The sequence below is a fragment of the uncultured Kordia sp. genome (genome assembly GCF_947489565.1).
Taxonomy (GTDB): domain Bacteria; phylum Bacteroidota; class Bacteroidia; order Flavobacteriales; family Flavobacteriaceae; genus Kordia.
On the sequence record NZ_CANLEA010000025.1, the window covers coordinates 42,479 to 68,556 of the forward strand.

The 26,078-nt window shown below is 33.9% G+C and carries 22 protein-coding genes; 18 read left to right on the forward strand and 4 right to left on the reverse strand.

Annotation, left to right across the window (positions count from 1 at the left end; all coding sequences use genetic code 11):
* Positions 1–117: 117 nt before the first annotated feature.
* A complete protein-coding gene (locus tag Q0845_RS24315; RefSeq protein WP_298519452.1) occupies positions 118–684 on the reverse strand; it encodes a DUF2892 domain-containing protein in 567 nt (188 codons plus the stop codon).
* 172 nt (positions 685–856) lie between these two features.
* On the opposite strand from Q0845_RS24315, the gene rpmH reads away from it, so the two are divergent.
* The 13 genes from rpmH (at position 857) to Q0845_RS24380 (ending at position 13,476) form a co-directional block, all read left to right on the forward strand.
* Positions 857–1,015: a 50S ribosomal protein L34 gene (rpmH, locus tag Q0845_RS24320; protein ID WP_083777297.1), complete on the forward strand. Its 159-nt coding sequence runs from the start codon at positions 857–859 to the stop codon at positions 1,013–1,015.
* 104 nt (positions 1,016–1,119) lie between these two features.
* Positions 1,120–3,975 carry a carbamoyl-phosphate synthase large subunit gene (carB, locus tag Q0845_RS24325; RefSeq protein ID WP_298519455.1) on the forward strand — a complete coding sequence of 952 codons (2,856 nt, stop codon included), beginning with the start codon at positions 1,120–1,122 and terminating at the stop codon, positions 3,973–3,975.
* Positions 3,976–4,150: 175 nt separating this feature from the next.
* Positions 4,151–4,606 (forward strand): DUF5063 domain-containing protein, encoded by a 456-nt coding sequence (locus tag Q0845_RS24330; RefSeq protein ID WP_298519458.1) that lies wholly within the window; start codon positions 4,151–4,153, stop codon positions 4,604–4,606.
* Positions 4,607–4,701: 95 nt separating this feature from the next.
* Entirely contained in the window at positions 4,702–5,424 is a 723-nt protein-coding gene (locus Q0845_RS24335; protein WP_298519461.1) for a hypothetical protein, read from the forward strand.
* Positions 5,425–5,431: 7 nt separating this feature from the next.
* Positions 5,432–6,142 carry a M23 family metallopeptidase gene (locus tag Q0845_RS24340; RefSeq protein ID WP_298519464.1) on the forward strand — a complete coding sequence of 237 codons (711 nt, stop codon included), beginning with the start codon at positions 5,432–5,434 and terminating at the stop codon, positions 6,140–6,142.
* A 237-nt stretch (positions 6,143–6,379) separates the two neighbouring features.
* The gene (locus Q0845_RS24345; RefSeq protein ID WP_298519467.1) at positions 6,380–7,630 is read left to right on the forward strand and encodes a serine hydrolase; all 1,251 of its coding nucleotides are present in this window, start codon (positions 6,380–6,382) and stop codon (positions 7,628–7,630) included.
* Between the two features lie 192 nt (positions 7,631–7,822).
* The gene (locus tag Q0845_RS24350) at positions 7,823–8,569 is read left to right on the forward strand and encodes a hypothetical protein (protein ID WP_298519470.1); all 747 of its coding nucleotides are present in this window, start codon (positions 7,823–7,825) and stop codon (positions 8,567–8,569) included.
* A 169-nt stretch (positions 8,570–8,738) separates the two neighbouring features.
* Positions 8,739–9,425 (forward strand): hypothetical protein, encoded by a 687-nt coding sequence (locus Q0845_RS24355; RefSeq protein WP_298519472.1) that lies wholly within the window; start codon positions 8,739–8,741, stop codon positions 9,423–9,425.
* Between the two features lie 85 nt (positions 9,426–9,510).
* Positions 9,511–9,951, forward strand: coding sequence for a hypothetical protein (locus Q0845_RS24360; RefSeq protein WP_298519475.1), 441 nt, complete (start codon positions 9,511–9,513; stop codon positions 9,949–9,951).
* A gap of 102 nt (positions 9,952–10,053) precedes the next feature.
* Entirely contained in the window at positions 10,054–10,290 is a 237-nt protein-coding gene (locus Q0845_RS24365; RefSeq protein WP_298519478.1) for a hypothetical protein, read from the forward strand.
* Positions 10,272–10,565, forward strand: coding sequence for a type II toxin-antitoxin system RelE/ParE family toxin (locus Q0845_RS24370; RefSeq protein WP_298519481.1), 294 nt, complete (start codon positions 10,272–10,274; stop codon positions 10,563–10,565). The genes Q0845_RS24365 and Q0845_RS24370 overlap by 19 nt, the downstream gene beginning before the upstream one ends.
* 107 nt (positions 10,566–10,672) lie before the next feature.
* Complete coding sequence (locus tag Q0845_RS24375; protein ID WP_298519484.1) at positions 10,673–11,824, forward strand: VWA domain-containing protein; 1,152 nt, start codon at positions 10,673–10,675, stop codon at positions 11,822–11,824.
* Positions 11,825–12,024: 200 nt separating this feature from the next.
* Positions 12,025–13,476 carry a sigma 54-interacting transcriptional regulator gene (locus tag Q0845_RS24380; protein WP_298519487.1) on the forward strand — a complete coding sequence of 484 codons (1,452 nt, stop codon included), beginning with the start codon at positions 12,025–12,027 and terminating at the stop codon, positions 13,474–13,476.
* Positions 13,477–13,498: 22 nt separating this feature from the next.
* Here Q0845_RS24380 and Q0845_RS24385 read toward each other — a convergent pair whose 3' ends face one another.
* Complete coding sequence (locus tag Q0845_RS24385; protein WP_298519491.1) at positions 13,499–14,353, reverse strand: AraC family transcriptional regulator; 855 nt, start codon at positions 14,351–14,353, stop codon at positions 13,499–13,501.
* A 147-nt stretch (positions 14,354–14,500) separates the two neighbouring features.
* Between Q0845_RS24385 and Q0845_RS24390 the strand changes: the two genes are divergently transcribed.
* Positions 14,501–15,025 (forward strand): ankyrin repeat domain-containing protein, encoded by a 525-nt coding sequence (locus Q0845_RS24390; RefSeq protein ID WP_298519494.1) that lies wholly within the window; start codon positions 14,501–14,503, stop codon positions 15,023–15,025.
* Positions 15,022–15,783, forward strand: a complete 762-nt coding sequence (locus Q0845_RS24395) for a T9SS type A sorting domain-containing protein (RefSeq protein WP_298519496.1) — start codon at positions 15,022–15,024, stop codon at positions 15,781–15,783. The genes Q0845_RS24390 and Q0845_RS24395 overlap by 4 nt, the downstream gene beginning before the upstream one ends.
* 107 nt (positions 15,784–15,890) lie before the next feature.
* On the opposite strand, the gene Q0845_RS24400 is transcribed toward Q0845_RS24395, so the two are convergent.
* Positions 15,891–17,174: a hypothetical protein gene (locus tag Q0845_RS24400; protein ID WP_298519499.1), complete on the reverse strand. Its 1,284-nt coding sequence runs from the start codon at positions 17,172–17,174 to the stop codon at positions 15,891–15,893.
* A gap of 202 nt (positions 17,175–17,376) precedes the next feature.
* Between Q0845_RS24400 and Q0845_RS24405 the strand changes: the two genes are divergently transcribed.
* The 3 genes from Q0845_RS24405 (at position 17,377) to Q0845_RS24415 (ending at position 24,964) form a co-directional block, all read left to right on the forward strand.
* A complete protein-coding gene (locus tag Q0845_RS24405; protein WP_298519501.1) occupies positions 17,377–17,706 on the forward strand; it encodes a T9SS type A sorting domain-containing protein in 330 nt (109 codons plus the stop codon).
* A gap of 425 nt (positions 17,707–18,131) precedes the next feature.
* Positions 18,132–19,622, forward strand: coding sequence for a T9SS type A sorting domain-containing protein (locus Q0845_RS24410; protein WP_298519504.1), 1,491 nt, complete (start codon positions 18,132–18,134; stop codon positions 19,620–19,622).
* A gap of 56 nt (positions 19,623–19,678) precedes the next feature.
* A complete protein-coding gene (locus Q0845_RS24415; protein WP_298519507.1) occupies positions 19,679–24,964 on the forward strand; it encodes a hypothetical protein in 5,286 nt (1,761 codons plus the stop codon).
* A gap of 545 nt (positions 24,965–25,509) precedes the next feature.
* Here the strand turns inward: Q0845_RS24415 and Q0845_RS24420 are convergent.
* Positions 25,510–26,055, reverse strand: a complete 546-nt coding sequence (locus Q0845_RS24420) for an acyl-CoA thioesterase (protein ID WP_298519510.1) — start codon at positions 26,053–26,055, stop codon at positions 25,510–25,512.
* Positions 26,056–26,078: the final 23 nt, after the last annotated feature.

A 26,078-nucleotide genomic window follows, 5' to 3' on the forward strand; every position in this document is an offset into this window, starting at 1 on the left:
TGTATGTCATATCGAGCACAGTCGAGATATACTGTAAAATAGAAAATATCAAAAGATACTTTTCATTCAAGCAAGCACAAAAAAAAGCGACTCTCAAAAGTCGCTTTTTCAATTTTGTTATCTTCTTCGCATATTCTGACGATTGCCATAATGTTGTTTTGGAGCACTAGAAGCACGTTTCATTTGCTGCTCCATCATTTTAATCTGTTCAGAGAGCATTCCACGTTTATCCAAAGCCTTAGCTTCCTTCATTAAGTTCTTAGCTTCATTCTTACGGTTCTTCTGCGCTGCAATGCCTGCTAGGGTCATTTTTACCATTGCCATGTCGTGAGACATGCTTAAACCGAGTTTCTCCGCTTTGCGTAAATGTTTCTCTGCTTGTGTCAAATTACTTTGCGAAGCCATAATTCCGTGTAGGTAATAATAATATCCTTGTTGCTTTCTTGTCAAAGCAGTTGCCGGATTCTTAATTCTTCCTAAAATACGTTTGGCACCATCAAAATCTTGTTTACGTAACTTTAAGAATGACAATAAGATAAATTCGTTCTTAAAGTAAAATAAAACAAAAATGGCTGCCAATAAAATTAAAAAGATTCCATTACCTATTTCTCCATCGTAAAATTGGTAAATTGCGTAGGCAAAAATTCCTCCCGCTATAATGAGTTTGATATTTTTGTTGAACATAAAAACTGTATATATTTATAGAGGTTGCAAATGTATAAAAAACAATCGAAAATATTTTTTAAAATCTGTTTGTTAAAGTAAAAACTCTTTGTATATTTGCGCCGCACTTTTAGAAAGGAATCTCGCGTGCACTTACAATTATTTTCAAGAGAAATTAAAGATATAAAAAGTAATGAAAAGAACATTTCAACCATCGAAAAGAAAAAGAAGAAACAAGCACGGTTTCAGAGAAAGAATGGCTTCTGTAAACGGTAGAAAAGTGCTAGCTCGTAGAAGAGCAAAAGGAAGAAAGAAAATTTCTGTGTCATCTGAATTAAGACATAAGAAGTAATGATATAGATAATATATAGAAAAGGTGTTGTTTTTTTAAAGCAACACCTTTTTTGTACCCAAACGTTTTTTTATTTTTACGCAACACAACACACACACAAACTAATGCCAAAAAGAGAAGACTTAAAATCAATTTTAATTATTGGATCAGGACCAATCGTAATTGGTCAAGCTTGTGAGTTCGATTACTCAGGATCGCAAGCATTACGCTCATTAAGAGAAGATGGAATTGAAACCATTTTAATCAATTCAAACCCCGCAACTATCATGACCGACCCAACTATGGCGGATCATGTGTATCTAAAACCCCTTACAACGCGTTCTATTATTGAAGTGTTAAAAAAACACCCAAATATCGATGCTGTTTTACCAACAATGGGAGGACAAACTGCTTTGAACTTATGTATAGAAGCCGACGAAAAAGGAATTTGGGAAGACTTTTCAGTAAAACTGATTGGAGTAGATATTGAAGCAATCAACATCACAGAAGATCGTGAACAGTTTAGAGAATTGATGGGGAAAATTGGTGTTGGAATGGCACCACAAGCAACGGCAACTTCGTTCTTAAAAGGAAAAGAAATTGCACAAGAGTTTGGTTTCCCGTTAGTAATTAGAGCATCGTATACACTTGGTGGAGCAGGAGCTTCTATTGTATATGATCCAGCTGATTTTGACGAATTATTACGTCGCGGATTAGAAGCATCACCAATTCATGAAGTCATGATCGATAAAGCGATGATGGGTTGGAAAGAATATGAATTAGAATTATTACGTGACAAAAATGACAACGTAGTAATTATCTGTTCTATTGAAAATATGGACCCAATGGGAATCCATACGGGAGATTCTATTACCGTTGCACCAGCCATGACACTATCTGATCGTACGTATCAGAAAATGCGTGATATGGCGATTAAAATGATGCGTAGTATTGGTGATTTTGAAGGTGGATGTAATGTACAGTTCGCTGTAAGTCCAGACGATCAAGAAGAAATTATTGCCATTGAAATCAATCCACGTGTATCGCGTTCTTCTGCATTAGCAAGTAAAGCGACAGGATATCCAATTGCAAAAATTGCGGCAAAACTAGCTATCGGATATTCGTTAGATGAATTAGACAACCAAATTACAAAATCAACGTCGGCATTATTTGAGCCAACATTAGATTATGTAATTGTAAAAATACCACGTTGGAACTTTGATAAATTTGAAGGTTCAGACCGTGAATTAGGGCTTCAAATGAAAGCCGTAGGTGAAGTAATGGGAATTGGCCGTTCGTTCCAAGAAGCCTTACACAAAGCTACACAATCGCTTGAAATTAAACGTAATGGTTTAGGAGCTGATGGAAAAGGATATAAAAACTACGATCAAATCATTAGCAAACTTAGACATGCATCTTGGGATCGTGTTTTTGTGATTTATGATGCGATTCAGATGGGAATTCCATTAAGCAGAATCTACGAAATCACAAAGATTGACATGTGGTTCTTAAAGCAATACGAGGAATTATATCATCTTGAAAAAGAAATCTCTTCACACAACAAAATAGATAGTATTTCAAAGGATTTACTTTTAGAAGCAAAACAAAAAGGATTTGCAGACCGACAAATAGCACATATGTTAGGTTGTTGGGAAAGTGAAGTCTACAAAAAACGTGAAGATTTAGGAATTAAGCGTGTATACAAGTTAGTAGATACCTGTGCTGCTGAGTTTACAGCAAAAACACCATACTATTATTCTACATTCGAAGCTGAAATTGAAACTGCCGATGGAAACCGATATGTACATAACGAAAGCATCGTCACTGATAAAAAGAAAATTGTCGTATTAGGTTCCGGACCGAACCGAATTGGACAAGGAATTGAGTTTGATTACTGTTGCGTACACGGAGTTTTAGCTGCGGCTGAATGTGGATACGAAACAATCATGATCAACTGTAATCCTGAAACCGTTTCAACCGATTTTGATACAGCAGATAAATTATACTTTGAACCAGTTTTCTGGGAACATATCTACGATATCATTCGCCATGAAAAGCCAGAAGGTGTCATAGTACAGCTAGGTGGACAAACGGCGTTGAAATTGGCTGAAAAGCTAGACCGTCACGGAATCAAAATCATAGGAACTACCTATCAATCGTTAGATTTAGCGGAAGACAGAGGAAGTTTCTCAACCTTATTAAAAGAAAACAACATTCCGTATCCAGAATTCGGAGTTGCAGAAAATGCTGATGAAGCTTTGGCTTTAGCTGATGAATTAGATTTCCCAATCTTAGTACGTCCATCGTATGTATTAGGAGGACAAGGAATGAAAATTGTGATCAACAAGCAAGAATTGGAAGAAACGGTAGTTGATTTACTACGTAAAATTCCAAACAACAAACTCTTACTAGATCACTATTTGGATGGAGCTATAGAAGCAGAAGCAGATGCTATTTGTGATGGAGAAAATGTATACATCATCGGAATCATGGAGCATATTGAACCTTGCGGAATTCACTCTGGAGATTCAAACGCAACCTTGCCACCGTTTAACTTAGGTGAGTTTGTGATGCAACAAATCAAAGATCACACAAAAAAGATCGCCTTAGCGTTAAATACAGTGGGATTGATTAACATTCAGTTTGCTATTAAAGATGATATGGTATACATCATTGAAGCCAATCCAAGAGCTTCTCGTACGGTTCCTTTCATTGCAAAAGCATACAAAGAGCCATATGTAAACTATGCGACTAAAGTAATGTTAGGTGAGAAGAAAGTAACGGACTTTGATTTCAATCCGCAATTAGAAGGATACGCCATCAAACAACCTGTTTTCTCTTTCAACAAATTCCCAAATGTAAACAAGCGTTTAGGACCAGAAATGAAAAGTACAGGAGAAAGCATCTTATTTATTGATAGCTTAAAAGATGACGAGTTCTATAACTTATATTCACGAAGAAAAATGTATTTGAGTAAATAACATTTCGATAGCTTCGCTAGGTATTTTCAATCAAAATATATTTTGATTTTAATAATGCCCAATATAGCGAGTTACTCAAATCATTCTCACATATCAAAACTTCCCAAAACCTAATGGCTTTTGGGAAGTTTTTTTTGGTTTATATTTATAAAAAAATCTTAGAAACTATTCAACATTGAGCGAATTAAAAAAAATAATAGACGACATTACTGCATTTGGAGTGCATCCAAAAGTAACAATGACAACCAAACATGAGCATTTGAAAAAACTATTGGTACGAATGTATTCAGAGTTTTTAAATTTGAATCAACCGGAAGCTGATGATACAGATTATGGAGAAACACCTGATTTTGATTACGAAGAAATTCGGAAAAATGTAGTATCAAACTTTCCTGAATTGGGTTGGTATGGAACTGTTATTGAAATGGAAAATATTGACGAAAAACCTACATTGATTGGAGATGCTGTTGACGATTTGGCAGATATTATTAAAGATTTATTAGCCGTAAAATGGAGGTTTGAAAATACCAGCGAAGCAGATGCAATTTGGTATTTTAATTTTTTAATGTATGCACATACAGAGCAACATCTGGTAGACTTATTAAAGTATCTAAAGTATAAGTTTGGGTAAAATATTTTTATGCTTTAGTTAAGATTTAATTATCGACTCCTTAACAGCGATTCGTATGAAATAAAGATAGTTTAGTTGCCTAAAACAAACTATCTATGACTAAAAAACTACTTTTAACACCTTTACTTTTAGTACTTTTTCAAGCGGCAAGTTTCGCACAAACAGAACCCAGTACTGACACGAATGATAAACTAGAATTTTCAACAGGGTATACTTTTGGAAGTTTAAAAAATTTAGAATTCTCACCTGTTTCTCGATACGATTACAATGCTTTTACATACAAATTAGGATACGAACGCACCAGTAAAAATCATAATTTGTTTAACATACGATTAGCATATTTAACAACTACATTAAAATCGGATCGTATTCCAGCATTAAATTCTGATTATAGTAAAATTGGACTTAGTTTTTCATATCTAAAGCGGATATACAACAAAAACAAACTGTCAATTCATCTAGGATTACAATCGAACACCAATATTTCGTTTAGTGATGAAGGTGTAAATTCGTTTCCTATTTTCAATCAATCATTTGGCATTGCGAGTCAATTCACCTATCAAATCAATGAGAAGCATGCGTTGTACTCAAAATTGACCATTCCGATGCTATTATTTAGGCTTACAGATTCGAGTTCAGATACATTTACCTTAAAACGCAATCAGAGTATATTTTGGGAATTTGGATATAACTATTCACTCTCCAATGACTTTGATTTAAAAGCGAGTTATCAATTCAATTACGACCGATTGCAAATTCCAAATGCATTTCGCGAAGTTCAATATCAATTCAATTTAGGCGTTCAATACAAATTCTAATCACATCATGAAACATATTTACACACTTACAATCATTAGTATCATCCTATTTTCTTCTTGTACAGATGCTTTACTAGGCGATCAAGGAAAACAAGATGAAGACATTTACTTGAATTATCAAACCAAAACAGACTTAGAATTACCTTTTGAAGGCGAATGGTATGTTTCCGTTGGAGGACGAACACATGCGCAAGGTCAACATCACTTTATAACGCGCGGCACAGGACAACGTTATGCCTATGATATGGGTAAAATAGTAGACGACAGCTATTACTCAGGAAATGGTGGAGAAAACGAAGACACATATACATTTGGAGCACGTTTAAATGCTCCTGGAGCAGGAAAAATAATTGCGCTAGAAAACAATATTGATGACAACACTAGACCTGGCGTTTTAAATGATAATATTGACAATAGCAATCTTGGTGGGAATTATATTATGATAGATCATTTAAATGGAGAATACTCTTTCTTAGCACACTTAAAAAAGGGAAGTATCATTGTTGTTGTAGGAGACATGGTTGCAAAAGGACAGGAAATAGGACAAGCTGGAAATAGCGGAAACTCCTCGGGTCCGCACTTGCATTATCATTTACAAAACTCACCAAACTATTTAGATGCCATTGGACTTCCTGCGCAATTTACAAACTATTTAAAAAATGATGATCCTATAGACAGAGGAGAACCTGTACAAGGGCAATTGGTACGGAAGAATTAGGTTTTCTTGAAAAGAGTATTGGTATTTGTTTTGATTTCAGATTGTTAGCTTAAGCGTAGTCAAGATAAGATACAGTAAACTAAAAAACGCTCCCAAAAACCGTAATGGCTTTGTGAGAGCGTTTTTTGTTTTTAAGGTTTTCATCAACGTCTTCTTTTCTTCAATTTCAAAAAAGAATCCACCAACAAAAAAACTTCCACATAGTTTTTATACATTGTAGTCATAAGAAATATACTTATGAATCATACGCTACGCATTATTCTGTTACTATTATTTTTTGCTGTAATGTCTATGGTTGTCCATGCGCAAGAAAAACCTTTTGAAGTTGCTAAGCCCGAATCGGTAAAGATGTCAAGTGACAGCTTACAAAAGATGAATGCACATTTTCATAATTTAGTAGATCAAAGGCAATTGGCAGGCATTCAAACTGCGATTGTTCGGAATGGTAAACTTATTCATTTTGATTCCTATGGATATGCGAATCTTGAAGAGAAAAAAATATTAAACAAACAAAGTATTTTTCGAATTTTCTCCATGACCAAACCGATTGTCTCTGTAGCATTAATGCAATTGTATGAGCAAGGAAAATTCAAACTAGAAGATCCATTACACAAATACCTACCTGCGTTCAAAGAAATGCAGGTCTATACAGATTCAACACTAATTCTTGCCAAAAACCCCATTCGAATTATTGATCTTTTGCGACACACTTCTGGCTTTAGCTATGGAAGAACTCAACATGCCAAGTTGAACCAAATCTATGCCGAAGCGAATTTATACAGTTCTCAAAACAACAAGGAATTCGTAGCCAAACTAAGCAAACTTCCTTTATCCTTTGAACCTGGAACAGATTGGCAATACGGACTTTCAACAAATATTTGCGGGCATTTAGTAGAAGTCCTTTCAGGAAAATCGTTAAAAACCTATTTAAAGGATCATATTTTTACGCCGTTAGGTATGAATAATACCTATTTTCAATTACCCAAAGAAAAAATAGAACACTTTACTGTTGGCTATCGCTGGCAAGCAGAAACAGGATTATTCGTGTCAGAAAGTCAACGAAACAATAGTTATACGCAAGAAGTTAGCTTATACAATGGCGGCGGCGGATTGGTGTCAACGACTATAGATTATTTAAAATTTTGCCAGATGCTCTTGCAAGAAGGTACATTTAACGCACATGTTATTTTGCAAAAAGAAACGGTAAAGCTCATACTAAAGGATCATTTACAGGAAGTGAGACAGCACCAAGAACGATTTAGGCTTCCGTTAGGTGAATATGGATTTGGATTTGGATTTGCTATCAGAGGCACCAGCGAGACTGAACTTGACAATATATTTGGTTGGGGCGGCGCTGTTGGAACTTATTTTAAAATAGATACCGATCATAACATAGCGTATGTCATGATGATACAGTTATCTCCTTACAGACACTTAGGTTTGCGACACTTATTTCAACAATATGTGAAGTCAGCTACTCTAAAGTGATGGAACGCAGGATTTTTAAAAATATATTGCAAAACAAACAACAAACTCTCATTCCCGAATCTTTTCGGTATTTTTATAGGAAAAGAAAAAGCTAGTAAAAACTCTACCAAAAGATTGAATTTAGGGAAAGAAAAAGCCAAAATAGAACTCAAATCGAAATGTAAATAATAGGATAAAACCTAAATTTGAAGAATGAAAAAAACACTACTACTTTTTATCCCATTACTTTTATATGTAAGCTTAGGAAAAGCTCAAGAAAAAAGAACGTTACTTGAGTTTTCAGGAGACGTTCAAGCAGATATTACCAGATTACTTTCTAATGCTAGTTATGAGGTTGATATTATGGATGGAATTAAAAGCCAATCAAGACAGACTGAATTGACTTTCAAACTTCAGCAAGAGATTATGAAAAATTATGAATGGTTTACTGAATATATGAAAACAGTACCAAAAGGACAACCAATGCCTTACCATCCAAAATTAGGATTAACCAAAGAAGAGTATGAAGAGTTTTTAAAGCTAGTTAAAAATGTTGAAGTTATGTCTACAGATACAGAAACACTCATCATTACCAAACTTGATTCATTAGTCACATTTAAAGGAAAAGGAAAATTAAAGCCATTAGATGATGTAAAACTTGACTTGAAAAATAATAAAATAATGTATAAAGATTATGTACTTCCTTTTGCGAAAGAACTCATTATTAAAGACGCTAATAATGGTTTTAAAAGTAAGTGGAGAGGTTATAATTGGACGTATGAATATCCTAGCGATCCAGAAAATTTAGATATATCTAATCTTCAAAATATAAACATAACTATTGTTGAATTCACAGTAGGGCAACTTGAAAACGGAGGGAGAATTTATATAAAATTGGAAGAAAGAGTCGTGAAAAATGGAGTGAAAATAAAAGACACTAAAATTCCTATTTTATTTTAAACTTACCATAAGAACTTATCTCGATATAAAACTCTTATTCACCATTTTTTTTGCCTATTTTTAGTATGAAAATAAAAACCTAGTAAAAACTCGGTTCGTCTTTAATTGAATGATAAGTTGTTGTTTTTCATGCTTTTGTTCTAATAAAAAATGATCCATAATTTGAAAAATGTTGAGAATAAAAACCATACTTCTGTTTCTATTATTCATAAGTTGTAAAGAAAACAAACAGCATGTAAAAAACACAACGACTGAAAACCAATCAGCTGAAGTATTGGTGAAATTACCTGAATTTGAAAATTGGAAAGAATTATACTCTGATGAATTAGTGAAAAACAAGTTTGATGAATACTTAGAGAATGGAACTACAATTTTAGCAGTGTACCTTAACAACAAAATAGCAAAACAAAAAGATAGTCTATTGAACATGGATTTTGATGACTATGCTTTGTTTTTTGTCATTGATAAAGAGCAAAAACGAAAAATTGAAAATAGTGACCTAGAAAAAATATTCTATGAACAAACAGAAAAGTCTGCAGCAGAAGTTTTAGATTTTGCAGATGTTATAAACAAGGCACTTATAGATTCTACTTTGATTAAAGCAGAAAAACCATATTTATTGTTCGCTAATCAAAATTATGAAAACGTATATACTGCCATAACAATAACGAAACCTTATAAAAATGATCATAACTATATTGTATTAAACACGTTTAATTTAATGAATATAAACAATCATCTTGTGTATGGTGGATATTACCTGAATTATAATGGACTTGAATCTTTCAATTTGGTTAAAAAGAATAACGATATTATAATCTCTAAATTTATAAAGCAGAATGAAAAGAAGCCATGATAAAATTGTGACATCTATAAAATATTGTTAGCGTAACTTTAAATGCTAGTAAAGAAAAAAAACGAGGACTCAAACTATAATCCAAATGATACATCGACTAAAATTTTCTATTGATATACAAGCTGAGAAATCTACTATTTGGAAAACGCTTTGGGATGATAATTCTTATCGCGATTGGGCAAGTGTTTTCTTTGAAGGATCGTATGCGGTATCTGATGATTGGAAAGAAGGAAGCACCGTACATTTTCTTGCTCCTGATCAAAGTGGAATTTACAGTATCATAGAAAAACACACTCCAAACCATATAATACACTTCAAACATATCGGAAATGTAGTAGAAGGAAAAGAGCAACCGATTGATGAAGAAACAAAAAAATGGTCTGGAGCTACAGAAATATACACACTCATTGACGGAAAAGATGCAAACACACTCACGGTAGAAATAGATGTCATGGATGAGCATCTAGAATTTATGACCGATAAACTTCCATTGGCATTAGAAAAAATAAAGAACAATTGCAGTTAACAACTTGGAGAACGATTAAAACTTCCTATTTTCAACTAGAAAGCCCGAAAAGAGAAAACATTCACTAAATTTTACTACTTTTATATAAGTTTAAAGTTACGCATGGATACAACAGCACAAATAAAAAACAATCTGATTCGAAGAATTCAAGACTCTAAAGATTTGAATTTTTTGAAAGCATTGCAGACTATTTTTGATTCTTCAGAACAAGCTTTGTATCAATTATCTTCAGAAGAAACAACATCTATTGAGGCTGGACGAGAAGATATTAAAAATGGAAATTTTGTCACGAACGACGCTGTAATTTCTGAAATGAAAGAATGGCTGACAAAAAAGTAATTTGGTCTTCTCGCGCAAAAAATGAATTAAAAGAAGTACTCGAATTCTTTTTTCAAAGAAATGGTAATCCTGATTATAGTTTAAAAATCGTATCAGAAGTTAATGATATCACCAACACACTCTCTCAAAGTGAATTCATCGGTAGATTGACGTCAAATAAAGTAACCAGAGTCATTCCAATGAAAGTGTATTTGATTTTTTATGAAGTAAACAACGATACCATAGAAATAGTTTCATTTTGGGATAATAGACAAAATCCAGAAAAATCTCCTTAAACCCAAATACGCTTTCTCCAATCTTTTCCGTATTTTTATAGGAAAAAGAAAACCTAGTGAAAACTTCTTATTTCAACTAGAAAACCCGAAAAAGAAAGGAACCATAAATGAATAGCATGAACTTTAACTATGGAAAAGGCTTTACGTTTAGTAAGCATATTCCAGAAGAAGTATCGCATTTTGAACGTGTATTTGATATTTTTAAAGATATTCTCACACATACATCAGGCGATATTGAAGAAGCTTTTGATTGGCTCGAAACCTTAGACACCGAATACAATATTTTCACGGACGAATACACTTTACAAGATTTTGAAGACGATCTGAAAAAACGCGGATATATTAAAGAAGAAATCGATCCAGAAGAAGGAAATGATGGAAGCGAACCCGGAACAGGAAAGAAGATGCTCACTGCTAAGTTGGAAGCTGCTTTGCGTTCGTATGCGTTGGATCAAATTTTTGGAAAACTAAAGAAAAGCGGATTGGGAAATCATCGAACTACCAGGCAAGGCGTAGGAGATGAACGTGTGGGAGATCATCGTTCGTTTCAATTTGGAGACGATTTGGCAATGATCAACATGACGGAAAGTATCAAAAATGCACAGGTCAATAACGGAATTGGCGATTTGCGCATTACAGAAAATGATCTCATCGTTGAAGAAACCAAACACAAATCGCAAATGAGTACGGTTTTAATGATTGATATCAGTCATTCCATGATTCTCTATGGAGAAGATCGTATTACGCCTGCTAAGAAAGTTGCGATGGCGTTGGTGGAATTAATTCATCGTAAGTATCCAAAAGATTCCATTGATGTGATTGTCTTTGGAAACGAAGCGTGGCCGATAAAAATCAAAGATTTACCGTATTTAAAAGTCGGACCGTATCATACAAATACGGTAGCAGGTTTGGAATTAGCTATGGATATTCTCCGTCGAAAACGAAATACCAACAAACAAATCTTTATGATTACCGATGGAAAACCGAGTTGTTTAACCTTGCCGAATGGCGAATTTTACAAAAACAGTTTTGGGTTGGACGAACGCATCGTATCCAAATGCTTAACCAAAGCCGCACAAGCACGAAAACTCAAAATTCCAATCACAACGTTTATGATTGCCAAAGATCCTCACTTACGTAGGTTTGTAGAAATATTTACCGAACAAAACAGAGGAAAAGCATTTCTAACAGGTTTGTCAGGTTTGGGACAAATGATTTTTGAAGATTACGAAAAAAACAGAAAACGAAGAATACGATAATATGAGTTTAGTTTTTTAGTTGAATTTTCAAAGAAAGAATAACAAGATAGTTGTCAAATCGAGCGCAGTCGAAATTATTAGAAACCGTATTTTTCTCTAGCTTCTAAACGATATACGAAGCGACAAAATATGAACATAAAAAATATAAGAGTCATTTAATAATGAATCAAATTATTAAATGAAAAAGAACAAAATATAATATGCAAAAAGACATCACATTCAAAGAGTTAAAAGATTCTGGATATACAGACAAAACCATTAACGAAGAAATTCAAGCAAATTTAATTGCAAAAATAAAAGCGAATGAACCTATTTTTCAAGGACTATTAGGTTATGAAGACACTGTAATTCCGCAGCTAAAGAAAGCATTATTGGCAGGTCATCATATCAACTTATTAGGTTTGCGCGGACAAGCGAAAACTAGAATTGCACGTAGCATGATAGATTTGTTGGATGAATATATGCCGATCGTAAAAGGTTCTGAAATCAATGACAGTCCGTTTCAACCTATTTCAAAATATGCCAGAGATTTGATTGCTGAACATGGTGATGAAACGCCAATTTCTTGGGTACACAGATCGGAACGTTTCTACGAAAAACTTGCTACGCCCGATGTAAATGTATCTGATTTAATTGGTGATATTGATCCGATAAAAGCAGCAACGTTAAAACTACCATATTCGGATGAACGCGTGCTGCATTACGGAATGATTCCGCGTGCAAACCGTTCTATATTTGTAATCAATGAATTGCCAGATTTACAAGCACGCATTCAAGTATCTTTATTCAATATTCTGCAAGAAGGTGATGTACAAATTCGTGGTTTTCAGCTCAGAATGCCATTGGATATTCAATTTGTATTTACGGCAAATCCAGAAGATTATACGAATAGAGGAAGCATTGTAACGCCGTTAAAAGATAGAATTGGTTCTCAGATTTTTACACACTATCCAAAATCAATTGCGCTATCACGTGAAATTACGGAGCAAGAAGCAAATGTTTCTACGGAAGACAAATCAGCGATCAAAATTCCGAATTTGGCTAAAGATTTACTAGAAGAAGTCGCTTTTGCAGCAAGAAACAGTGAATATGTAGATGCAAAAAGTGGTGTCAGTGCACGTTTAACCATCAGTGCGATGGAAAACCTAATGGCTGCCGCAAAATTACGTTTAATCGAAACAGGAGCGGAGCAAACTACCATTCGTTTGGTAGACTTTATGTCTATTATTCCATCGATTACAGGAAAAATAGAATTGGTCTATGAAGGCGAGCAAGAAGGTGCAGACGAAGTTGCTAAAATTTTGATTGACAATGCAGTCATGACACAATTTGAAGATATCTTTCCACGTGTGCCTAAACTAGAAAAAGAAGGTGTAAAAACGACGTATACAGATGTTGTGACTTGGTTTGAAGACAACTTTATTGAATTGAATTATACAGATTCAGATGAAGAGTTTTACGCAAGTATCAATTCGGTAAAGCCTTTACAAATTATTATTGATGAATACGCTTCGGATTATAGCAAAGAAGATCAAGTTTTTTGCAAAGAACTGATATTGTGGGCACTGACAATTAATAACAAACTAGACAAATCTGAAAACAGTACCGCTTTTACCTTTGATTCTGTTGGATTTGGGAAGCATTTTTTATAGCTGATTTAGAATGACACCATTTTTATTGATAATTCTCTAAAAGATTTTTCTGCAACTCAGAAGGACTCAATCCTGTTTGAGATTTTACAAACAAACTAAAATTAGAAGGAGAATCGAAATTGTAATTATAGGCAATTTCTTTATGACTCAACTCTTTAAATGTAAGATCGCGTTTAATTTCGATGAGCAATTGTTTGTGAATATATTTTAATGGTGTCAGTCCTAATTGCTTTTTGGTGATTTGAGCCAGTTTTTTGGTAGAAACATGTAACAAATCTGCATATTCTTTTACGGACAATCTTGTCATATTCGTTTCTATAAGATTGGCAAAATTGGAAATTAAATCACTGGTAACACGAGTTTTTCTCTCTGTGTTCTTTTGTAAAGACTCTTCAATATTATACAAAACAGAGCAAAGTTCGTGTGCTATTTTTTGCTTATAAAACATAGATTTTTCATCAGATAACTGCTTGATATCTTCTAAAGCAATGATAAAAAAATCGGTCAATACTTTATTGTGTTCAAAAATAACGGGTTCATTGTGAAGTCTATCCAAAACAGATAATGATTTCTTTAATACATCCGAAAAAATCATCGGCTCCGTAAACTGAATTAACAAACCATCTGCTTCTTCTTCTCGTCGTATTAAGTGTACTTGTCTAGGTTTTACAACATAACAACTATTGTGCTGAATTGGATGCTTTTTAAAATCTATAATTTGATAACCGCCACCATTTTTAAAGAATAAAATTTCATAATAATTATGTCTGTGAATGGCTTTGTAATCATAACTATTGGTGTGCGAAATAAACTCAATATTAATACTATCTATGGTAGATAAATTATGTATTGGGATATCATTTACGGCATTAAACATGGTATTGAGGGAATAAATTAATATGTAAAACTCTTTTTTTCATATCACGATACTACATGTGAACAAATAGCTTTGTGTTATTAGTTACTTATACCCAAGCAGCTAAGAGATTATTTCTAATAGAACAGTTAAAAATCAATTTACCCTATGCATAAAATCATAACCATTCTTTTTCTAGCAAATGTAGTAGTTATTCAAGCACAGCAAGATGTGTTTAATGTAGCTAGAAACGGAAGTAAAGCAGAAATGGCAGAAATCTATAAGAAATCACCAGCTTTAATTAACTCAAAAAATGAAGCTGGATATACGCCATTTTTACTAGCATGTTACAATGGAAATGTGGAAGTTGTTGAGTTTTTAGTAACGAAAGTCGAAAACATCAACGGAGTTAGTACTTATGGAACTCCACTAATGGCTGCGGTGTATAAAAAGGATGAAAAAATTATAGACATATTATTAAAAAATAATGTTGATGTAAACAAAGCGGATGCTAATGGCACAACAGCATTACACTACGCAACATTATTTAACAATACGAGTATTGCTGAAAAATTGATTAATGCAGGAGCAAAAGCTAACAAAAAGGATGGAAGCGGAAAGACAGCTTTAGCGTATGCAATCAATTTCAACAATCAAAAAATTATTACACTTATCAAAAACAAAGCACTATGAAAAAAATTACACTTTTTATTTTCTTATTATCCATCAGTTTCTGTTTTGGACAAGCATGGACTACAGGAACCGTATCCTTAGATTCGGATTTTACGGTAAAATTTGACGTTGATGCTTCCACATCATTAGTGACAATGACTTTAATTGGTCCTTCAAATGTATGGTTAGGAGTTGCTCCTGGAGTTTCAGCTGGCAATATGATGGGAAATGCAGGAGATGATGTGGTAGTATACAATTCAATTGGATTGCAAGATAGAAATATGCTAGCAGGAAACGGTCAACCTAACTTGGATGCTAGTCAAGATTGGACGATAACGAGTAATACTACATTAATTGGTGTACGAACTATTGTAGCTACAAGAGCCATAAACACAGGAGATGCTAATGATTATATTTTTCCAACGGCAACGGGACCCATTCCATTATTATGGGCAAAAGGTGGTGGATTAACATTTGGATATCATACTGGCGGAAGAGGTGGCACAGTAGCCAATTTGACACTTGGAGTGGATCGTTTTGCGCTGACAAATTTTTCAGTAAGTCCTAATCCATCAGCTTCAAACTTTACAATTACATTGCCTACTAAAAACAATAGCGCAAAAGTAGAAGTCTATAGTATGTTAGGAAAACAAATTTTAACAAAACAACTTAAAGAACAGCGTACAAATATTGAAGTATCTCAATGGAATAGTGGAATCTATCTTATTAAAGTTACTGTGAATGATTTTACACAAACAAAACGTTTTGTGAAAAGTTAAATAGTTGAATATCATAATAATTGTTACGTGAAAAACACTCCCAAATAGGGAGTGTTTTTATGAACAATAAATAAAAATGGTTGGTTAGCCACTATCCTAAAATTAGTCTAGTGATTATCTTCAGCGAGCTGCATAGCAGCGGCGTCAATTTTTTGTAAATCAATCTTAGCAATTGATTTCACCGCTTGTTCATACGGTTCTAACACAACTTCGTTAGCAGGCTTATTTTTCTTTAAAATTTCTTTGTACGCATCCATAAAAGTTTCAACATCTAAGAGCGTGTAGTATGCGTTAACATGTTGCGTTCCTGCTTGTGCAGCAAAACGAACTAGATTTCGTAAATACGCAGCATATTTTCCTAAAGCTAATGGCAATACCAATCGGATATATTTTAATGTTTTCGATATTTTATCGTCAATAGTAGTATCAAAAGTACCGTTTAAGGTGGTAGATGGCGAAATTTGCTTGTAACGATTCACAGGAATTCCTGCAATGTTTTTAGCAGATAATGCATTCAATGCTGCAACGGTAGCCAAAGTTCCTGTTAAGGTTTCTGCAGGATTGGCATCACTTGGTTGCTTGATATATTCGTCATAAATAGTCGGAATCTTTTCCAAATCGCCTTTTTCCCATGCATGTGGCACAACATCTAATGCATTGTGCTGACTCAAATAATAAATTTTATTTGCTGCAATTTGCTTTTCATAATACGAAGCAAATCCTTCATCACCTGGTGTTGGGCCAGCCGTTGGAAATGCACCAACAGAAGCTTTATTATTTGGATCCCATTCCTCTTTCTTATCTACTAAATAAAGAGCGAGCGTAGGAGATAATGCGCCTCCTAAACTATGACCAGCGACGGCTACTTGTATATTATCTAAATTTGAATGATCGTTGATGAAATTCTTCAGTGCAGTTATTAAAGAAGTATTCTCTTTATTGATCATGCCTAATAAAATATTAAGACCAGTATTTGTTCCATTAGAAATATTTCCAGAATTAGGTACGCCGGTTACAAGTTCCCAAGAAATAGTTTTATGAACAGAAAAATCTTCAACAAACCATCCATAAGGTGAATTTACGTTTGTTCCTGCAATACCAATTACGATGGTATTTTCACTTTCATTATAATACATTCCCATAGTATTATCGGCGTGTACAGATGTTGAGGTTGGATCGTTTGCATACACAATTGGTCCCCAAATCGCTTTCCATTCACCAATAATTGCGGTTGTTTCTTTGAGTACATCATGCGCAACTGTAGTTACATAATTTTGCATTTCTATCATTCCGCTTTTGCAATCGGCTTGTTTCCAAGAAAGGCCTGAGGCAGAATTTACAGAGAATGATAAACTATATATTTGTTTAAGTAGTTGATTAGATGGATTCATTGCTTTTTTTTCATTGTGAGTGTTAATACTAATACATACAAATTAACAGCTAAAAAAAAAGGAGTAACAGAAGATTTCCACTTGAATATAGAACCACGTAGTTTTACTGATAAAAATTAAAAAATTGTATATTGAATGTTAAAAAAATGTCATTTATCTAAATAATTATTACATTTGTGTAAATACACCAAATTTATAACGAGTGAAGCAAAAAATACTTTTACTTATTTTACTACTTTCTTTTAGCACGGCAACTTTTGCCCAAAGTTCTGCTACTGCACAATTTGCTTCAAATCCAGAAACAGTTTTTAATATTTCTCCTAATCCTGGAGTAAATGAATTAAACATTCGATTGACTCAAAAAACAAATGCAGCATTAGAAGTTTATAACTTGCTTGGTAGAAAAATCTACTCAGGAAAATTAACAACAATGCACAACGCGATTGATATTTCTTCGTGGAAATCTGGAATTTATCTTGTAAAAGTAATTACAGATAAAAAATCAATTACAAAACGCTTCGTGAAGAAGTAATTTTCTTTTATTTCCTATTTTAAAATACGATTCTGAATCATCTCTTTTCAGAGTAAATTTTCATTGTCAATATTTAGTATTGAGAAGTTTCAAAAATACTTTCCTATTCTTGTTTTTTTCTTCTGCTACCAAAACATAATTATGCATATTGATGAATTAATAAAAAAGATAAAATCCTTTCCTTAACGCTGCCTTTTTGCACACACTTTTTTTAGTATGAAAATACAATCTGCGATATTTTAGTATAAAACGGAACGGTTCAATTTTGAAAATTTTAATTTTTACGATTTTAATTCGTCACTTTTTAAGGCAAATTCGTCACAACAACCTATATTTATTGACTCTCTTTCGGTAGTATCAGTTATTTTTGAACTCAAAATAATCTTACACAAACACAAAGTAACATTTCTCAATTCCCAAATTAAATGAATAAAAAAATACACTTCCTGTTGTTTATATTTCCTACACTTTTATGTGCACAATGGATACAAGTTGGCCAAGATATAGATGGAGAAAATAATGTAGACTTTTCAGGGTTTTCAATAAGTCTATCTGCCGATGGAAATATTGTTGCTATTGGAGCGCCTTTAAATGACGATGTAGATGAGAATGCGGGACATGTTCGAGTGTACCAAAACAATGCAGGAAACTGGCAACAGATTGGACAAGATATCAATGGAGAAGATTGGATTGATCAATCCGGATATTCTGTAAGCTTATCATCGGATGGTAGCGTAGTAGCTATTGGAGCACGTTTTCACGATGATATTTTTGGTGATAATGGATATGTGCGAATTTTTCAAAATAATGGAGGAAATTGGCAGCAAGTTGGTCAAGACATTATAGGGGAAGCCAATGATGACGAATCTGGAAGGTCAGTAAGTCTATCTGCCAATGGAAATATTGTAGCCATTGGAGCGCCATTTAACAACGGAAATGGAGCTAATAGCGGACACGTGCGCGTATATGAAAATAATGGTGGAACATGGCAGCAAATTGGACAAGATATTGATGGAGATAATGCTGGTGATGAAGGAGGATTTTCGGTAAGTATTTCTGCTGACGGAAGTATTGTAGCTATGGGATCACGATATAGCAATACAAATAATAGAGGTGATGTAAAGATATTTCAAAATGTAAGTGGAAATTGGCAACAAATAGGACAAGACATTGTTGGAACCAATAATGATGCAGAATTTGGTGTTTCAGTCAGTCTCTCAAACGATGGAAATACCATTGCTATTGGAAGTTCTTTTGATGTCTACACAAGTCCAAATTCGGGAAGTGTGAAAATTTATGAAAACAATAGTGGTACTTGGCAGCAAGTCGGATCAAACATAACGAGTACCATTACACAAGTACAGTACACACAACTTCCTGTGAGTTTATCGGGAGATGGAAGTACCGTAGTTATTGGATTTCCACTCGAAGATTCCTTCTATAATTATGAACAAGGAAACAGTTACGCTCAAGTATATAGAAATGTTGGAGGAACTTGGCAACAGGTAGATCAAAATATAACAGAAGAAAACGCGCAAGATGCATTTGGCTTTTCTGTAAGTATCTCAGACGATGGAACGACGGTTGCTATTGGTGCGCCTTACAACTCCACAAGTAAAGGACATGCAAGAATATTTTCTAATAGCAATACGCTTAGTACGGAAGATATCATCCTTAATAATTCGTATACAATTTCGCCAAATCCAAGTACTGGAAAAGCACTTATTCGTTTCAACGAGCAGCTTCAAGAAGTGAAAATAGAAGTGTATACTATGCTTGGAAAGCAGATTTTAAGCATGGATTATAAGCATACTTCTCAAATTCAATTAGATCTATCTACACAACCGCAAGGAATGTATTTGATACATGTAATTTCTAAAAATACCATTGCGAGCAGCAAATTTGTGAAGAAGTAATTTGATTAGAACGATTTATAAAAAATAGTAGCAAAACGATACTAGAAAACAAACCGATGAAAAAACAATTCTTACAACTTCTTATTGCATTATTACCTGTATGTTCTATAGCACAAATATTTGTCCCTGATGACAATTTTGAGCAAGCAATTATCGATTTAGGGTACGATTCTGGTCCGCTAGATAACTTTGTGCCTTTTGCTAATATCGCAAATATTACAAGCTTGGATGTGAGTTCTAAAGGAATTTCAGATTTGACAGGAATTAATGGTTTTCCTAGTTTGCAAACATTGTATTGTAATGACAATCAATTGTCTACTATAAATTTAAGTAACAACGCACAATTAAGAGATTTACGTCTCAATGATAACAACTTACTCTTTGTAAACTTAAGTAATTTAACACAGCTAGAAATTTTTAGTGCCAACAACAATCAGTTAAGTAGTATTAATGTGGCGTCAAATCCTGCATTGATAGCGCTTTCGGTTTCTCAAAATAATCTTACAACTTTAGACACGAGTAGCAATCCATTTTTGATACAAATTATTTGTGATCAAAATCAATTAACTTCTCTGACAGTTGACACATTCTCAGATTTAAGAGAACTATATTGTTATGATAATCAGTTGACTTCTTTGGATGTAACAACGAATTCCGATTTAGAAATTTTATGGTGCAGAAGCAATCAAATAACAAGTATAAATACGACTGGCATTACCAGCCTAAAAACCTTTGTAGCATATAACAATCAACTAACAGCTGTTGATGTAAGTACAAATACAGCACTTGAAGTATTATCATTGGGCAATAACAATCTGTCAGCAATCAATGTCAGTAATAATCCGCTTTTAACGGAGTTGTATGTAGGTACAAATCAACTCACAACTATTGATGTGTCTTCCAGTCCTTTACTTGAAGAATTTTGGTATCAAAGAAACCAAGTAAATACCGTAAATACTACAGGTTTATCTGCGCTAAAAACCTATGTGGCGTATGAAAATCAATTAACATCTATTGATGTAAGTACAAATACTGGACTCAACTTGTTATCGTTAGGGACAAACAATCTGTCAGCAATTAACGTAAGTAACAATACGCTTTTAACTGAATTATATCTTAGTACAAACCAGCTTACTGCTGTAGATGTAAGTTCCAATGCTTTGCTAGAAACATTTTGGTGTAATGAAAACCAAATCAGTACGATAAATACTTTTAATTTAACCAATTTAAGAACGTTTGTAGCTTTTAACAATCAACTGAACGCTGTAGATGTAAGCAGTAATGGCGCACTCGATCTGTTATCTATCGGTTTTAATAATATCACTACTGTAGATGTGAGCAATAACACGCTTTTGACAGAGTTTTACACACAGGCCAATCAAATAAGCACACTAGATGTCAGCGTAAACTCAGCTTTGGAAACATTTTGGTGTTTTGACAATCAACTCACAACACTTGATGTTTCAAACAATCCAAATTTAAAGAGTTTAGATATCGGAAGAAACAATTATACAGCACTTGATTTGAGTGCAAATCCACAACTAACACAAGTAGCCGTAACGCTTTGTCCTAATTTGACAGAATTTAACATGAAGAACGGTAATAACACTATTATTACAGACTTTATTGTGAGAGACAATCCAAACCTGACCTGTATAGAAGTAGACAATCCAGCGTACAGCATTGCCAATTGGAGCGCGACTGTAGATTCTCAATCTGACTTCAGTCAAAACTGTTTTTACGGATTTACATACGTGCCCGATGATGCTTTTGAGCAAGCTTTGATCAATTTAGGATACGATACAGCGCCGTTAGATGACTATGTGCCAACAAACAATATAAACACTGTTACAAATCTTGATATAAGCAATCTCGGCATTGTAGATATGACAGGAATAGAAGCGTTTGTAGCCTTAGAAGATTTGAACTGTGCAGGAAATGCTATCGTAGACCTAAATATTTCAGCAAATACAGTATTGACACATTTAAATGCAAGTAACAATATGATTTCTGAGTTGGATTTTTCTATGAATCTTGCGCTAGAAGATATCAACATACATACGAATACTTTAAATTCAGTAGACTTAAACGATCACACACAATTGACCAGTTTTGATGGTGCTAACAATGATTTTGTAGTATTGTTCATCAAAAACGGAAACAATACAAACATGACTAGTTTTGCAGCGTTAAACAATCCAAACTTAACTTGTATTGAGGTAGACGATGTGGCGTATAGCTCTACAAATTGGACAGCAATTGATACGCAAACAAGTTTCAACACCGATTGCGATCAATTTTACACTTATGTTCCTGATGATAACTTTGAGCTAGCCTTAATTGAGTTGGGCTACGATTCAGGACCATTAAACAACTATGTTTTAACAGCAAATATCAATACAGTAACATCTTTAACGGTAAATAATAAAGGTATTGCAGATTTAACAGGAATACACGATTTTACAGCACTAGAAACTCTCAACTGTAGAAGCAATGCATTAACAAGTTTAGACATCAGACCTAATACAAACTTAGAAATACTAAACTTTGCGTTTAATTCGATTTCTTCTATTGATGTATCGAATAATTTAGCTTTAGAAAGACTTACGATATGGAGTAACAATTTCACAGAATTAAACGTAAGTAATAACAGTGCGCTAGAATATTTGGATGTAGAAGAAAATTATCTTAGCACGCTTGATGTATCGCAAAATCCAATCTTATCTACACTTTGGTGTTCCCAAAATAACTTGGAAACCTTGAATGTTAAAAACGGAAACAACACAAATTTTACCACTTTTGTAGCCGTTAATAATCCTTACTTAACTTGTGTCGAAGTAGACAATGCAGCATACAGTACTGCAAACTGGACCTCTATAGATTCACAAATAAGTTTTAATGAAAATTGTAATTACGGACGTACGTATATACCCGATACTAATTTTGAACAAGCACTCATTAATTTAGGATACGATTCTGCAATAGACAATTATGTGTCAACTGCAACAATAGAAGTCATCACAACATTGGATGTTAGCAATTTAGGAATCGCAGATCTAACAGGAATAGAAGATTTTACAGCATTGCAAGAACTCAATTGTTCGTCTAACACACTATCAGCATTAGATATTACAAACAATGTGAACTTAACAAACCTAAACTGTGCTACAAATACATTGACAAGCTTAAACGTGTTCAACAATTCACTATTAGAATCTCTGAACATTGACAACAATAATATCACAGTATTGAATGTAAATTTTCATCCTGAATTAAATCAACTATTTGCACAAAACAATGCTTTACAAATACTAAATGTTAAAAACGGAAACAACACAAATTTCACAGCATTTACAGCTACAGGAAATCCAAATTTAACCTGTATACAAGTAGACAATGCGGTTTGGAGTACTGTTAATTGGACAAGTATTGATGTGCAAACAAGTTTCAATCAAGATTGCGGATATGCTACGTATGTTCCTGATGATAACTTTGAACAAGCCTTAATTAATTCAGGCTTAGACTCAGGACCGCTAGATGATTTTGTGCCTACAGCAAATATAAACGCTATCGTGTCTTATAGTATAAGTAATAATGGAATTACTGATTTAACAGGAATAGAGGCCTTTACTGCGTTAGAAACGTTAAACTGCTCTTCTAATAACATATCAAGTTTAAATGTCCGAGCTAATACAATGTTAACTTTATTGCGATGTGAATCTAATGAAATGACAAATTTGGATGTGAATGGAGCTAACAACTTACAACAGTTGTTTTGTAGCGATAATAAGTTGCAAAACTTAAATTTAAGTAACAATACAGAACTAATTGAATTAGAAGCTGATCTTAACGATCTTGAAACGCTTGATTTAAGCGCCAATACAAAATTAGTAGAAGTTGATATTTCGCAAAATCGATTGACAACTATAAATCTATCTGCAAATACACTCTTAGAAGAATTACAAGGTTTTAGCAATCAATTAACAACAGTCAATACAAATAGCTTACAAGCACTGAGGATATTGAGTTTTTCAAATAACAGATTGCGATCTATTGATGTAAGTAATAATCTAAATTTGGTAGATGTAACTTTAGTAGAAAATTTTCTGTCGGATCTAGATGTGAGTGCGAATGCCGATCTTGAAGAATTAAGAGTTTCCGACAATCTACTTACATCTTTAGATCTAAGTAACAATCCATTATTAACGAATTTACAGTTTGATAATAATTTTGTGACAGAAATGCCTTTTGAAGAAAACTTAAATCTTGAAATACTCTCTTGCGCTAGAAACAGATTAGAAACGATAGATGTAAGTATGCATACGAATCTAGTAATTTTTAGAGCACAAAGTAACGTATTGTTACATACGCTTAACGTTCAAAATGGTAATAATAGCAATGTGATTAATTTTCTCATAGGCGCTAATCCAAGTTTATACTGTGTTTTGGTAGATGATGCTGCGTATAGTGAAACAACTTGGGATGATAGTTCGAATTTCTCGACTAGTGTTGACGCACAAGTAAGCTTTAGCGAAACCAGTTGTGATTATATTGAGCTTAGCGCGAAAGTACTTTTACAAGGCGCAAGTTTAAATCCAAATGTTGGTGAAGAAGCTTTAATGCGTGACGATTTACGCGTCAACGGACTCATCAGTGAAACATCACCATATGGAGATAATGCTACAGCAAGTACTATCGTTCGCACAAATGATAACGCAGGAAACTCTATGGTAGATTGGGTTTGGGTAGAATTAAGAGAGATTAACAATCCAACGAATATAATCGCAGGAAAATCTGCCATCTTACAACGCGATGGCGATATTGTAGCTACAGATGATAACTTAACTACACCATTAATTTTTGATGGACTTCCAGTAGCAAAATATCATATAGTAGTAAAACATCGAAATCACTTAGGCGTCATGACTGCAAGTTCTGAAACATTAAAACAAGCACCCACGATTGTCGATTTTACCAATGCTACCAACCAAATTACGTTTGGAAGCAATGCGCAAACCACTTTTGGAATGCAGACAAATACAGCTGCAATGTGGGCAGGAAATGTCAATGGAGATACCATAGTTCAATATTCTGGAACAAATCCTGATACGCCAACAATCTTATCAACGGTACTGAACGATCCTGGAAACTTTCTAAACTTCCCAACCTACACGGTAAGCGCTTACATAAAAGACGATTTAAACATGGATGGAAGCATACAATACTCTGGTACAAATCCAGATACGCCCGTCATCTTACAAAATGTATTGGCACATCCTGGAAACTTTTTAAACTTTAGTACGTTTCAAATCACAGAGCAATTGCCGGAAAATGGAATGTGATGGTAGTTGGTTTTGAGTATTGAGTATTGAGTTGTGAGTAATGAGTATTGAGTAAACCCAAGTTCACATAAGAAACACATACAAACATTCGTGAATTCGTGACAAAAATCGTTACAGTTAAAAGTTATGAGTGTTGAGTAATGAGTATTGAGTAAATCCAAGTTCACATAAGAAACACATACAAACATTCGTGAATTTATGACAAAATCGTTACAGTTAAAAAGTATTGAGTTGTGAGTAATGAGTATTGAGTAAATCCAAGTTCACATAAGAAACTCACACAAACATTCGTGAATTCGTGACAAAAATCTTTGCAGCTAAAAAGTATTGAGTTGTTAGTAATGAGTATTGAATATTGAGTAATGAGTATTGAGTAAATCAAATTTCATACAAGAAACATACACAAACATTCGTGAATTCGTGACAAAATCGTTACAGTTAAAAAGTTATGAGTTGTAAGCCAAATGGACAAAAAAACAAATCAACAAAAAACATACTTTTAAGACCCAAGACCCAAGACCCAAGACCCAAGACCCAAGACCCAATCACATCGAGACTTTCACCTTATACTTTTCCAAATCCGATAAATAATCAGCAGGAACAAAATCATCACGATCAAATTCTTCGCGACGTTTGCGTTTCATTTCAATACGTTTTACAGCTTTTAAAAAACGTCTAATCTCCAATGTACTCTCTAACAACAAACCATCTACTTCCACACTATTTCCATCATCATCACGTGCAACCATGGTAAAATAGGAAGAATTACAATGTTTGACTTCGCCCGTTTGTATATTTTCGGCTTCCACACGAATTCCAACAACCATCGAAGTGCGTCCGACATAATTAATAGAAGCGCGCATCGTAACCAATTCGCCCACTTCAATCGGATTCAAAAAATCAACCGTATCCACAGAAGCAGTCACGCAATAGGCGCGCGAATGTTTGGAAGCACAGGCAAATGCAATCTGATCTAATAATGAAAGAATATAGCCTCCGTGAATTTTTCCATTAAAATTGGAATACGATGGCAACATCAATTCAGAAATGGCAATTCTTGATTCGGAAGCAGCTTTATACTGTATAGACATAGTAAAACCTTTAAGATGATACT

What these genes read in the sequence shown, in the direction of transcription:
- Q0845_RS24315 (WP_298519452.1), bottom strand. Translation starts at nt 684, where the DNA reads ATGTTCAACAAAAATATCAAACTCATTATAGCGGGAGGAATTTTTGCC.
- rpmH (WP_083777297.1), top strand. Translation starts at nt 857, where the DNA reads ATGAAAAGAACATTTCAACCATCGAAAAGAAAAAGAAGAAACAAGCAC.
- carB (WP_298519455.1), top strand. Translation starts at nt 1,120, where the DNA reads ATGCCAAAAAGAGAAGACTTAAAATCAATTTTAATTATTGGATCAGGA.
- Q0845_RS24335 (WP_298519461.1), top strand. Translation starts at nt 4,702, where the DNA reads ATGACTAAAAAACTACTTTTAACACCTTTACTTTTAGTACTTTTTCAA.
- Q0845_RS24340 (WP_298519464.1), top strand. Translation starts at nt 5,432, where the DNA reads ATGAAACATATTTACACACTTACAATCATTAGTATCATCCTATTTTCT.
- Q0845_RS24345 (WP_298519467.1), top strand. Translation starts at nt 6,380, where the DNA reads ATGAATCATACGCTACGCATTATTCTGTTACTATTATTTTTTGCTGTA.
- Q0845_RS24350 (WP_298519470.1), top strand. Translation starts at nt 7,823, where the DNA reads ATGAAAAAAACACTACTACTTTTTATCCCATTACTTTTATATGTAAGC.
- Q0845_RS24355 (WP_298519472.1), top strand. Translation starts at nt 8,739, where the DNA reads ATGTTGAGAATAAAAACCATACTTCTGTTTCTATTATTCATAAGTTGT.
- Q0845_RS24360 (WP_298519475.1), top strand. Translation starts at nt 9,511, where the DNA reads ATGATACATCGACTAAAATTTTCTATTGATATACAAGCTGAGAAATCT.
- Q0845_RS24365 (WP_298519478.1), top strand. Translation starts at nt 10,054, where the DNA reads ATGGATACAACAGCACAAATAAAAAACAATCTGATTCGAAGAATTCAA.
- Q0845_RS24370 (WP_298519481.1), top strand. Translation starts at nt 10,272, where the DNA reads ATGGCTGACAAAAAAGTAATTTGGTCTTCTCGCGCAAAAAATGAATTA.
- Q0845_RS24375 (WP_298519484.1), top strand. Translation starts at nt 10,673, where the DNA reads ATGAATAGCATGAACTTTAACTATGGAAAAGGCTTTACGTTTAGTAAG.
- Q0845_RS24380 (WP_298519487.1), top strand. Translation starts at nt 12,025, where the DNA reads ATGCAAAAAGACATCACATTCAAAGAGTTAAAAGATTCTGGATATACA.
- Q0845_RS24385 (WP_298519491.1), bottom strand. Translation starts at nt 14,353, where the DNA reads ATGTTTAATGCCGTAAATGATATCCCAATACATAATTTATCTACCATA.
- Q0845_RS24390 (WP_298519494.1), top strand. Translation starts at nt 14,501, where the DNA reads ATGCATAAAATCATAACCATTCTTTTTCTAGCAAATGTAGTAGTTATT.
- Q0845_RS24395 (WP_298519496.1), top strand. Translation starts at nt 15,022, where the DNA reads ATGAAAAAAATTACACTTTTTATTTTCTTATTATCCATCAGTTTCTGT.
- Q0845_RS24400 (WP_298519499.1), bottom strand. Translation starts at nt 17,174, where the DNA reads ATGAATCCATCTAATCAACTACTTAAACAAATATATAGTTTATCATTC.
- Q0845_RS24410 (WP_298519504.1), top strand. Translation starts at nt 18,132, where the DNA reads ATGAATAAAAAAATACACTTCCTGTTGTTTATATTTCCTACACTTTTA.
- Q0845_RS24415 (WP_298519507.1), top strand. Translation starts at nt 19,679, where the DNA reads ATGAAAAAACAATTCTTACAACTTCTTATTGCATTATTACCTGTATGT.
- Q0845_RS24420 (WP_298519510.1), bottom strand. Translation starts at nt 26,055, where the DNA reads ATGTCTATACAGTATAAAGCTGCTTCCGAATCAAGAATTGCCATTTCT.